General features: G+C 70.3%; 11 protein-coding genes and 1 pseudogene. 2 read left to right on the top strand and 10 right to left on the bottom strand.

Annotated elements, in window-relative coordinates; translation table 11 throughout:
• Window positions 1–1,090: hypothetical protein (locus tag VF697_RS14820; protein ID WP_331095445.1), on the bottom strand; the 1,090-nt coding region annotated here is incomplete at its 3' end.
• Window positions 1,091–1,264: 174 nt separating this feature from the next.
• Here VF697_RS14820 and VF697_RS14815 point away from each other — a divergent pair.
• A complete protein-coding gene (locus VF697_RS14815) occupies window positions 1,265–2,368 on the top strand; it encodes an alpha/beta hydrolase (RefSeq protein ID WP_331095443.1) in 1,104 nt (367 codons plus the stop codon).
• Between the two features lie 318 nt (window positions 2,369–2,686).
• On the opposite strand, the gene VF697_RS14810 is transcribed toward VF697_RS14815, so the two are convergent.
• From VF697_RS14810 to VF697_RS14770, 9 genes are all read right to left on the bottom strand, one after another.
• A complete protein-coding gene (locus tag VF697_RS14810) occupies window positions 2,687–3,496 on the bottom strand; it encodes a hypothetical protein (RefSeq protein ID WP_331095441.1) in 810 nt (269 codons plus the stop codon).
• A gap of 40 nt (window positions 3,497–3,536) precedes the next feature.
• Window positions 3,537–4,724, bottom strand: a complete 1,188-nt coding sequence (locus VF697_RS14805; protein WP_331095439.1) for an ABC transporter substrate-binding protein — start codon at window positions 4,722–4,724, stop codon at window positions 3,537–3,539.
• Window positions 4,725–4,751: 27 nt separating this feature from the next.
• Window positions 4,752–5,486 (bottom strand): PspA/IM30 family protein, encoded by a 735-nt coding sequence (locus VF697_RS14800; RefSeq protein WP_331095437.1) that lies wholly within the window; start codon window positions 5,484–5,486, stop codon window positions 4,752–4,754.
• Window positions 5,487–5,671: 185 nt separating this feature from the next.
• Window positions 5,672–7,000 (bottom strand): 5'-deoxyadenosine deaminase, encoded by a 1,329-nt coding sequence (locus tag VF697_RS14795; RefSeq protein ID WP_331095435.1) that lies wholly within the window; start codon window positions 6,998–7,000, stop codon window positions 5,672–5,674.
• Between the two features lie 23 nt (window positions 7,001–7,023).
• Entirely contained in the window at window positions 7,024–7,428 is a 405-nt protein-coding gene (locus VF697_RS14790) for a cytidine deaminase (protein WP_331095433.1), read from the bottom strand.
• Window positions 7,425–7,805, bottom strand: coding sequence for a PilZ domain-containing protein (locus VF697_RS14785; RefSeq protein WP_331095431.1), 381 nt, complete (start codon window positions 7,803–7,805; stop codon window positions 7,425–7,427). Before VF697_RS14785 ends, VF697_RS14790 begins: the two co-directional genes overlap by 4 nt.
• Window positions 7,802–8,662 carry a purine-nucleoside phosphorylase gene (locus VF697_RS14780; protein WP_331095429.1) on the bottom strand — a complete coding sequence of 287 codons (861 nt, stop codon included), beginning with the start codon at window positions 8,660–8,662 and terminating at the stop codon, window positions 7,802–7,804. The genes VF697_RS14785 and VF697_RS14780 overlap by 4 nt, the downstream gene beginning before the upstream one ends.
• Before the next feature lie 91 nt (window positions 8,663–8,753).
• Window positions 8,754–9,479: a hypothetical protein gene (locus tag VF697_RS14775; protein ID WP_331095427.1), complete on the bottom strand. Its 726-nt coding sequence runs from the start codon at window positions 9,477–9,479 to the stop codon at window positions 8,754–8,756.
• Window positions 9,476–10,024: a sigma-70 family RNA polymerase sigma factor gene (locus VF697_RS14770; protein ID WP_331095425.1), complete on the bottom strand. Its 549-nt coding sequence runs from the start codon at window positions 10,022–10,024 to the stop codon at window positions 9,476–9,478. The genes VF697_RS14775 and VF697_RS14770 overlap by 4 nt, the downstream gene beginning before the upstream one ends.
• 159 nt (window positions 10,025–10,183) lie before the next feature.
• On the opposite strand from VF697_RS14770, the pseudogene VF697_RS14765 reads away from it, so the two are divergent.
• Window positions 10,184–10,423 (top strand): annotated as a pseudogene (locus VF697_RS14765) (GNAT family N-acyltransferase); the annotation flags it as partial.

Below are 10,423 nucleotides of genomic sequence, written 5' to 3'. Positions count from 1 at the left end.
TGATGCGCCGTGGATCCAACGTGGGCATGCCGGCGCCGAGCTGCACGGTGGGCGCCAGGGACACGCCCGCGACGAGGCCGGGCTTGAGCTTGTCCAGCAGCTCGCCCTTCACGTCGAAGCCGGTCTCCTGCACGGCGCGGGTGACGAAGGAGCCGACGAGGTAGGGCCAGACACCGCTGAGCTGCGAGGGGTCTCCCTGGAAGCGCGCCGCGAGGAAGCTGTCCCCCGGCAGATAGCCGAGCAGCTCGGGGGACTGCTGCGGGACGAGCGCGGCGAGCGAGGCCTGCGTGTCGGGCCAGGGCGTGTCCAGGCGCAGCGTCACCGCGCGCTCGCCAATGGAGCCCGTCAGGGTGACGGACTGGGTGGTGCCGGCGGGGATGAGGAAGCCGATGCCGCCGGGGAGGAAGGCGTAGAAGTCGCGCTCGGCGGGCAGCCGCTTGAGGGAGGCCGAGAGGAGCGGCTCCTGGGCGAGCGACTTGTCCGCGGGCAGCGTGGCGTAGCCGGAGAGCTGGGGCACCATGGCCCCCGCGCCCAGCAGGGCATACCCCTCGGTGAAGAGGAGCCCCAGCGCGGGCTGCGGCGAGCCGGGCCGGCTGAAGGTGACGAGCGTGCCGCCGGGGACCTTCTGCTCGGCGCTCTGGGAGGCCCCGAGGCGATCCCGGGCGAGCTTGGCGAAGGTGTCGCGCAGGGTCTTCTCGTCCTTCACGCCGAGCACGGAGAAGACCTGATTGCCGCCGAGGAGGGCCGCGCCCGCGCCGCGCCCCGGGTCGATGCCGGCGGCCTCCATGGACTGGCGACTGCGCAGGTCCACGCCCACCTGGCGCATGATGCTGGAGACGTAGGACTCGGCGGACGAGGCGTTCTGGAGCTGGGCGAGGAAGTTGGCCAGCTTGAGGTTCTGGAAGCGCGCGAGCCTCTCGCCGAAGGCGCCGAGATCCGGCACGACGAGAGAGGCCTGGGCAGCGCGCGGCAGGAAGCGGGCGGGGTCGGTGGTCTTCGTCCCAGGCATGCCCTGCTTCTCGCCGCAGCGGGAGCAGCCGGCGAACACGAGCAACACGAGCAGAGGCCAGAGTGAGGCGCGGCGGAGCATAGGAGTCGGAGTGCAGACGGGCCGGGGCCCGGAGTCAAATTCTTCCTGCGCGGATAAGGGTCCGCCGTCCAGGGGCCGACCTTGCCCTACCCGAAGCAGTACGGCGAGCATGGGTGATCACCCCGCTGCCCGGCGAGTCCAGGGTGGCGGGACACCCAAAGGGAGGGAAACACCATGTTCGAGTGCGTCACACGCAGGGCCGGCCTGCTGGCAGCGCTGTTGCTGCTGGTCCTGGGCACGGCGGCACAGGCCACCACCGTCCGGGTCCATTACGACGTCGGCTACGGCAACCGCATCACCATCCGGGGCAGCAAAGCGCCCCTGTCCTGGACCACCGGCACCAACGCCACGTGGACCACGGGCAACATCTGGACGCTGTCCTGGGCCGATTCCGTGGGCGACGTGGAGATCAAGCCGCTCTTCAACGACACGACCTGGGCCACCGGCGGCAACTACCGCATCAAGGCTGGCAGCACGGTGAACATCTACCCGTTCTTCGGCGCGGCCACGGGCCGGATGCAGTACGTCACCAACTTCTACTCGCCGCAGTTCCTCAACTCGCGCACGCTCACCATCTACCTGCCCCCGAGCTACTCGGAGAACCCGCTCAAGCGCTACCCGGTGCTGTACGCGCACGACGGGCAGAACCTCTTCAGCGCCTCCACCGCCACCTACGGCGTCGAGTGGCGCATGGACGAGACGGCCAACTCGCTCATCGGCAATGGGCAGATGGACGAGGTCATCATCGTGGGCATCGACCACGGTGGTTCCAACCGCATCTACGAGTACACGCCGTGCTGCGATGCACAGTACGGAGGTGGAGGCGCTGACAAGTACGAGCTGTTCATCCGCGACACGGTGCGGCCCTACATCAACCAGAACTTCCGGACGCTGACGACGAAGCCGAACACGGCGCTGATCGGCTCGTCGCTGGGCGGGCTGGTGTCGTTCTATATCGGGCGGCGTAACCCGACGGTCTTCGGGAAGCTGGCGGCGCTGTCGAGCTCGTTCTGGTGGAACAACCAGGCGCTCACGCAGCAGGTGGAGACGGCCACCACGAAGGTCGCGGTGAACTTCTACATCGACGCGGGGACGAACGGCGACGGACTGGCGGAGACGACGCGGATGCGGGACGCGCTGGTGGCGGACGGTTACGTCCAAGGCAAGGACCTGTACTACTACGTGGCCCAGGGCGCGGGACACAACGAGTCCTCGTGGGCGGCGCGGCTCAACATCCCGCTCACGTACCTGTTCCCCTGGCAGGGCACGATCTACTGAGCGTCATGCGGGAAGGGTGAGGGTGCCGCGCCCGCTCGAGTCGCGAGCACCCTCACCAGATGTCATCGGTGAACAGGCAGTGGATGAGCTTCACCTTGCCAAAGCCGGTGTTGCCGACTTGGAGATCCGGCACGGGGGTGAAGAGTACCTCGTTGGGCAACCGAACCGTCCCAAACGACTCCCGAACGAGCGCGTCCAGCTTCGTTTCGTGAATACCAAATGGTCGCGCACGCATCCAGCAGCAGCGCCATTGCCCCCAACAGGAGCACGCGCATCAGGATTCGCCGCTTCATGTTCCGCTCGTGAGCCCGCCCCGCCCTACCGCACCCGCGTCCCGTGCGGCAGCGGTCCCGAGGTCTCCTCGGTGAAGTCGAGGAAGCGCTCCATCTGCCGCACCGTCTCGTCCGTGGCCTGCGCCTCGGCGTTGAGCGTCTCGAGCTGCCGGTTGACCACCTCCGGGTCTCGAATGGCGATGGACTGCTCGTGCGTCAGCCGCATCAGGTCCTCGATGCTCGCGAGCTGGTGGCTCACCACCTCGCGGCTCTCCCCCGCCTGCTCGAAGCGCGCCAGCCGCTTCCGCAGAATCTCCAGCCGCTTCTCCTTCACGTCCTTCAGCCGCGCGTTCGTCTCCTGCGCCAGCTCCGCCTCCAGCGAGCGCACCTCCTTCTCCAGCGCCTGCCGATCCGCCGAGTTGAGGTACGTGCGGTACTGGTTCAGCGTGGAGATGAGCCGCAGGAACGAGGTGAGGAGCGTGTCCAGCTTCTGCTCGCTGCTGGCCGACAGCACCCGCCCCCCGGGCAGCTTCCCGTAGTTGGCGAGGATCTTCTCCTTCAGCCCCACGAGCTGCTGGTAGTGCTCACGCTGCGAGGGCGCCAGGTCCGCCAGCAGCGCCTCCACCTGCTGCCGCGCCGCCTCCTCGTCCGCCACTCCCGGCTGCCGCGAGCGCACCGCCCGCTGGAAGCGCTTCGAGGAGGACGCCGCCCCCAGGAACAGCCCCTCCAGGCCCAGCGCCACCAGCGCCGGCAGTGGCTCTTGCGTGAGCGCCGAGGACGCCGCGGCGGTCAGCAGCCCCATCAGGTTGGCGGGCAACAGGAAGGCGGCCTTCAGGTAGTTGGGGGTACGGGCCACGGACGTCCTCGCCAGGGAGGCGCCCCGCGGGCAGAGGGCTTCAGGGCCCTCGCGCCTCCGACACGTATTTCAGCGCGCCGAGGTCGCGGGTGTCCTCGGCCGGCGGAGCCCCCGCCGTGCGCTTGATCTTCTGATAGAGCGCCGAGGCGCTCTGGAACAGCTCGTCATAGGTGACGGGCGCCTCGCCGGAAAGCCCGAAGAAGGCCCGATTGTCCGCCAGTGTCGCCGGGGGCGCGCTGCGGATGGCCTCGGTGGGGTCTCCCAGGTACGGCGCCACCTCGCCCAACAGTCGCGCCGCCGGTCCCGGGTCCTTCAGGACACTGTTGCTGGCGTCCAGCAGCGCACGAATGATCCTCCGCACCGCGTCCGGGTAGCGCGCGGCGTAGTCGCCCCGGGCCACCAGCACCGTGGCCACCAGGTGCGGCGCGTCCGCCGTGGTGGCCAGCACCGCGCCGCCCCGGTCCCGAGCGGCCAGCTCCACGTCGCCCCACAGCCCCGACACCGCGTCCGCCCGGCCCTCGCGCAGCGCCCGGCCCGCGTCCAGCGTGGAGGGCAAGTCCACCCACCGCACGTCCGACATGCGCAGGCCCGCGCGCGAGAGCGCCCACAGGGCGAAGTAGTACGAGGAGCCCGAGGGGTACACCCCCAGCCGCTTGTCGCGCAGCGAGGCCAGGTCTGGCACCCCCACCGCCGCCAGGGCCTCCTGCCCACGGCTGCGCCCCACCAGCAGCACCGTGCGTGGCGCCGCGTCCCGGAGCGAGGGCAGCCAGGCCGCCAGCCGGTCCACCGAAATGGCCGCCATGTCCACCCCGCCGTGCTCCGCTCCCACGGCCAGGGCCTGCCGCAGCTCCTCCTCGCTGGCGAAGACGACGGCGCGCGCATCCATGGCGTAGCCCGTCTTCAGCACGCCCTGCGCCGCACCCGGGGGAGCCCCGGGGTTGTCCAGCGTGGAGGCCCCACCGGTGGCCAGCAGCAGCGCCGCCGCCGAGCCTCGCGCGGTGAAGCCGATGAGCGTGGGCCGCAACGGCACCGAGGCCACGTCCGCCACCGGTGCCGCCACGCCCGCGGGGAAATCTCCCGGCGACAGGCGCACCGCCTGCTTCGTCGCCGGGAAGAAGCGCGCCTGGAGGCGATCCAGGTACCCCAGCCGCGAGGCCAGCAGGTACATCGCCCCCAACACGCACAACACCAGGAACGGATAGAGGCCGGGTCCGCGTCGCAACGCCATCAGAGCGGCCTCCTCCGTTCCATGGGACTACTTGATCTCCACCTTCTTGCCGATGGTCTTCTCGGTGCCGCCGCCCACCTCGGACACCGGCGCGGGGCTGTCCATCCCCATCTCCATCTTCATCTGCTTGACCAGATCCATGGCCTGGAGGCGCTCGGCGTCCTCCTCGATCTGCACCGCCTGGTGGTCCACCGACTCGAGCGCCATCTGCATGCGCGCCTCGTTGACGGCGGCCTTCTCGTTCACCTTGCGGAGCATCTCGTCGTGGGTGGCGTCGATGCCGGCCACCTGGAAGGACTCCATGGCGTCGGCTACCTTGGACTGCCACTGCGCGCGCCGCGCGTCGCGGATGGCGTTCATCGCCTCCTGCGTCTTGCGGTCCTTCTCGCGCATGAAGGCCTTCTTCAGGTTCAGCGACTTCTCGTACGCCGCCTTGGCCGTCTCGAGCTGCTGCTCGTTGCGCTCCAGCGCCGCCTTCTCCGTCTGCAGCTTGGTGGCGTACTGGGCCGCGAGGTCGTCGCGCCCCGCCTGGATGGCCGCCTTCACCTTGGCCGTCAGGTCGCGGATGTCCTGCTTGTACTTGCCGTTCTCCTTCTCCAGGAGCGTCAGGTTCGCCCGCACCATGGCGATCGACTCGTTCATCTTCGGGACCTGGTCGTTCAGGTCACGAATGTTCTGCTCGAGGATGAGCTCCGGGTCCTCGATGGAGGAGACGAAGAATCCGAAGAAGCTGCGCATTGCCCTGCTGAACCGTTGCCACATGGCGGCTGACTACCTCCTCCAGGAATGGAACCTGGGTGGACCTTACACCATCCCACCGGCTTTCCACGTCATGGCGTGCACCTTGCGCTTACGCACGGTCCACGGGGGTGATTGCCGGGAGACTTCCAGGACCCCCGGGGTTCGCCCGGAGTGCGAGCGGGCGCCCCTCGTGACGGACCCGGGGCTCAATGGGCCCGGGCGGCGATGCGGGTGGCCTGCTGACGGGCGTTGGAGGCCACGGAGGCCTCGTCCAGGGTGAGCAGGACCCGGTCCTTGAGGACGAGCTTGCCGTCGATGAGGACGTGGAGGACGTCGGTGGAGCGGGCGGCGTAGACGAGCGGCGAGAGCACGTCCCGGGGATCCTGAGGGGTGGAATGGAGCCCGGAGAGGTCCACCACGGTGATGTCCGCGCGCTTGCCCTCCTCCAGAGAACCCACCTCCGCCTCCAGACCCAGCGCCCGCGCCCCGCCCAGGGTGGCCATCTCCAGCACCCGCTCGGGCGGCATGCCCCGGGGGCCCACCCGCGGCTTGTGCAGCAGCGCCGCCAGCCGCATCTCCTGGAACAGGTCCAGGTTGTTGTTGCAGGGCGCTCCGTCCGCTCCGAGACACACGGAGACCCCGGCGTCCAGCAGCTCGGGCACCGGGGCGATGCCCGAGGCCAGCTTGAGGTTGGAGCCCGGGCAGTGGCACACCACCGTGCGCGTGTCCCGCAGCAGGCGCTGCTCCTCCTCGGAGAGCCACACGCAGTGGGCCAGCGTCACGTGGGGGCCGGTGAAGCCCACCTCGTGGAAGTACGCCACGTTGTCCCGGCCCACCCGCTCGCGCACCACCTGCACCTCGGTGCGGTTCTCGCTGGCGTGGGTGTGGATGCGCACCCCCTTGTCCCGGGCCAGCCGCCCCACCTCCCGCATCAGCTTCTCCGTGCAGGAGAGGACGAAGCGGGGCGCGAAGGCGTAGCGCAGCCGGCCCCCCTGGGTGCCGTGCCAGCGCTCCAGCAGCGCGAGGCTCTCGGCCAGCGAGGCCTCCGTGGACTCGTACAGGCCCGCGGGCACGTCGGGCGCGTCCATCATCGCCTTGCCGCCGGTGAGCCGGAAGCCGCAGTCCCGGGCGGACTCGAAGACGGCGTCGTAGTGGCGCACCGTGCCCATGTCGAGCGCGGCCGTGGCCCCGGACTGGATGAGCTCCGCGAAGGTGAGGTCCGCCGAGGCCCGCATGGAGTCCGCGTCGTGCGCGGCCTCGAAGGGCCAGATGCGCTCGCGCAGCCAGTCCAGCAGCTCCAGCCCGTCCGCGCGGTTGCGGAAGAGCGTCTGGCAGGCGTGCAGGTGGCCGTGGATGAGGCCGGGCATCACCACCTTGCCGGTGACGTCCAGCACGCGCAGGCCCGCCCCCCGGGTGCGGATGTTCCTCCCCACCCGGGCGATGCGCCCATCCTGGACGAGGACATCTGCCTCCGCGAGCACCTCGCGCCCGCGGTTCATGGTGATGACGGTGCCGTTGGTGAGCAGCAGATCCACGCTTCGTCCCGGGGTGTAGAGGCTCAGAGGAAATCGCTGGTGAAGGCGTGGGGCAGCAGCTCCCCGAGGCTGTAGCGCGCCTCATCGCCCTTGAGGTTGCGGCTGCGCACGGGCAGCTCCTTCGGGGCGAACTCCAGCATCACCTGCCGGCACATGCCACACGGCGGGCAGGGGGTGGGCGTGTCCACCACGATGGCCACCGCCACCGGCTTGCCACGGCCCTGCGCCACCCCGGCCGCCAGCGCGCTGCGCTCGGCGCACACGGACAGGCCGTAGGAGGAGTTCTCCACGTTGCAGCCCGTCACCACCGAGCCGTCCGCGTAGAGCACCGCCGCGCCCACGGGGAAGCGGGAATAGGGCGCGTGCGCGCGCTGGCGCACCTGCGTGGCCAGCTCGAAGAGCTTCTCCCAGGGAAGGTCCGCGCTCATGCGCCACCTCGGGACCGGGACTCGGCCAGCTCGACGTCATCGAGGTAGCGCGCGATGCTCATCTCCGCCTCCACCGGCAGTTCCAGGAAGCGCACGTGCGCGGACGACCCGCGCGAGCCGTGCCCCACGTGAAGCACCTCGCCCCGGGCCAGGAGCGCCTCCTTCGCGCCGGGCAGGAGGATGCGCACCTCCACCTTCGTCCCCACCGGCAGGGCGGAGCCGTACCAGGCGAAGCCCCCGAGCGAGAGATTGCCCTCCCGGGGCTCGAAGGTGTCCGAGGTGCCCGCCCGCCGCACGCTCAAGCGCATCTCCACCCGGGGGGAGTCGCGCCGGTCATTCTCAAGCTGCTGGCCGCTGTCCTTGGACTGCTCGCTCATGCCTTGCTCGCTCCCGCACGGGCTACCGTGGGCAGGAAATCCTCGAGGAGTCGGGTGAAGAGACCCTTCACCCGGTTGGCGGTCTCCGCTACTTCCTCGTGTGTCAGGGGCTTGTTGCCAATGCCCGCCGCCAGATTGGTGATGCAGCTCACGCCCGCCACACGCACGCCCATGTGGTTGGCGGCGATGACCTCGGGCACGGTGCTCATGCCCACCGCGTCCGCGCCCAGCATGCGCAGCATGCGGATCTCGGCCGGCGTCTCGTAGGACGGGCCGGCGAGGATGGCGTAGACCCCCTGCTTGAGCACCACGCCGGTGCGCGTCCCCGACTCCAGGAGCTGCGCCTGCAGGGCCGCTGGATAGGCCGTGGTCATGTCCGGGAAGCGAGGCCCCAGCCGGTCATCGTTGGGCCCGTTGAGCGGGTTGTATCCCGAGAGGTTGAGGTGGTCGGTGATGACCATCATGTCGCCCGGCTTGAAGGCCAGGTTCACGCCGCCCGCGGCGTTGGTCACCACCAGGGTGTGGAGGCCGAGCGCGCACAGCACCCGCGCGGGGAAGGCCACCTGGGCCGGGGTGTAGCCCTCGTAGGCGTGGACGCGACCCTGCATGGCCACCACCGGCTCGCCGCGCACGCGGCCCATCACCAGCCGGCCCGCGTGGCCCGGCACCGACGCGTGGGGGAAGTGGGGCAGCTCCGCGTACGGGACGACCACCTTGTCCGAGAAGCTCTCGGCGAAATCGCCCAACCCACTGCCGAGGATGATCCCCACTTTCGGCGAGAGACCGCCCGCCCGGGCTCGGATGGCCTGCGCCGTCTCATGCACCTGTTCGTAGAGCCCCATCGTCCGCCCCATCATACCTCCCCCCACGCGCTCCGCACGGGCTCACGACGGGCGAAGTGCGATCGCTGAACACAGGACACTCCCGGGCTGCTCCTGGGGCCGCGGCTCACCGGGGCTTGCTCACCACGAAGGAGGTGCGCCCCACCGAGACGCCCTCGGGCGCGGCGCCCGCCAGGTCCCGCCCTTCCTTCAGCGCCGACACCGCCCAGTCCAGGGCGAAGGGCTTGGGGGAGAAGAGCGCGTACACCACCTCCTCGCCCTCGACCTCGCCCAGCTCGATGGCCTCCGGAAGCAGGGCCGCCTCCGCCGAGTAGGGCACCGCCGCCGGCCCCTCGTACGGGGAGTACACGGAGACAACCCCGGCCGCGTCCCGGCTCACCACCGCCACGTACCCGCTCTTCTCCTGGGCCCGCACCTCGAAGCGCAGGGCGGCGCCCGGCGACAGCGTCTCGCCCGGTGTCACCCGGACACTCCCCTCCCCTTGCTTGCGGTGCAGCGCCAGCGACACCCCTCCCTTGGTGGTGTACGGGTCCTCCGTGGGGACGAGCACCACCAGCGCCACGGCCGCCGCCACCGCCAGCACCGGCGTGAAGAGGGCCAGCGGGTTGTGCCACCACCGGCGCTGGGAGGACTCGAAGCGCGCCACCAGGGGCCCCGGCGGATGCTGTACCAGGAAGGCCGCCGACTCGGCCCGCAGCTCCTGCAACCGCGCCCGATCCGCCTCCGACTCCGCCAGCACCGCCTCCACCTGGGCCCGCGACGCGGCGTCGAGCGCGTCCACCAGGTAGCACTCCAACATCGGATCCGTCAGCCGCCGGGCTCCCGCGCTCATGGCGACACCTCCGCCTCGAAGCGGGCCTGGCGCGCCCGCGCCCGCTTCAGGAACTGCTCCAACATGCTCGCCACCGCCTTGCGCGACTGGCCCAGCACCTGCCCCACCTGCTCGGTGCTGTGCCCCTCCACGAAATAGAGGAACGCCGCGGTCAGCACCTGCGGCTCCTCTCCCTGGGTCAGCAGCGCCAGGTTCTGGGCCGCCTCCACCCGATTCTGGCCACCCTCGTGCGCCATCGCCATGTCCAGACGCCGCTCGGCGGCCTCGGGGTCCTCGTCCTCTCGCAGCGACAGGCCCCCCGTCCACCGCGAGCGCCTGCGCAGCCGGTCCACCGCCCGGTGGGTGACGATTTGATAGAGCAGCGTGAAGGGCGAGGCCTCCCCACGCAGCGACTCCCTCAGCTTCATGAAGCCGAGGAAGGCGTCCTGCATGATGTCGATGGCCTCCTCCGGGTCCCTCGTGAGCGCCAGGGCACGGCGGTAGAGGGTCGGACCGTAGCGCCGATAGAGGTCCGCGAGCTCCTGGGATGGGGGGGTGCCCGCCATAGATGGGCGGCACTGTAGGACAGCGGCGCCCGAAAAAATAATTCCAACGAAAAAGGCCCGCGCGACGAAGGGACATACACGGCGCGGCGGAGTCCGGGGGGGCCGGAACGCTCCCCGCGCCATCCACAACAGTCCTGCTGTTCGTATCGGGAGGTGCCCATGAGCACGCTTCACTGCCTCATCGCGACCACACAGAAGCACCTGGATGACGCGCTCCGCGTCCGCTGGACCGTCTTCGGCTCGGAATTGGGCCTCATCGCCCACCACCCGCCGGCGCTGCGCGAGGTGCACTGCTTCGACACGCTCGAGACCACCCTCCACTTCATCGTCTACGACGAGCAGCGCCCCGTGGCCACGGCGCGGCTGCTGCTGCCCAACGCCGAGGTGGCGCGCGGCACC

Origin of the sequence: Archangium sp. (genome assembly GCF_036388035.1) — a bacterium.
In the GTDB taxonomy this organism is placed as follows: Bacteria; Myxococcota; Myxococcia; order Myxococcales; family Myxococcaceae; genus Archangium.
This window is presented reverse-complemented; position numbering and strand designations above follow the sequence as displayed.

Coding starts and splice junctions, on each gene's coding strand:
- VF697_RS14785 (WP_331095431.1), bottom strand. CDS start 7,805: ATGAGCGAGCAGTCCAAGGACAGCGGCCAGCAGCTTGAGAATGACCGG.
- VF697_RS14805 (WP_331095439.1), bottom strand. CDS start 4,724: ATGGCGTTGCGACGCGGACCCGGCCTCTATCCGTTCCTGGTGTTGTGC.
- VF697_RS14790 (WP_331095433.1), bottom strand. CDS start 7,428: ATGAGCGCGGACCTTCCCTGGGAGAAGCTCTTCGAGCTGGCCACGCAG.
- VF697_RS14815 (WP_331095443.1), top strand. CDS start 1,265: ATGTTCGAGTGCGTCACACGCAGGGCCGGCCTGCTGGCAGCGCTGTTG.
- VF697_RS14780 (WP_331095429.1), bottom strand. CDS start 8,662: ATGATGGGGCGGACGATGGGGCTCTACGAACAGGTGCATGAGACGGCG.
- VF697_RS14775 (WP_331095427.1), bottom strand. CDS start 9,479: ATGAGCGCGGGAGCCCGGCGGCTGACGGATCCGATGTTGGAGTGCTAC.
- VF697_RS14770 (WP_331095425.1), bottom strand. CDS start 10,024: ATGGCGGGCACCCCCCCATCCCAGGAGCTCGCGGACCTCTATCGGCGC.
- VF697_RS14800 (WP_331095437.1), bottom strand. CDS start 5,486: ATGTGGCAACGGTTCAGCAGGGCAATGCGCAGCTTCTTCGGATTCTTC.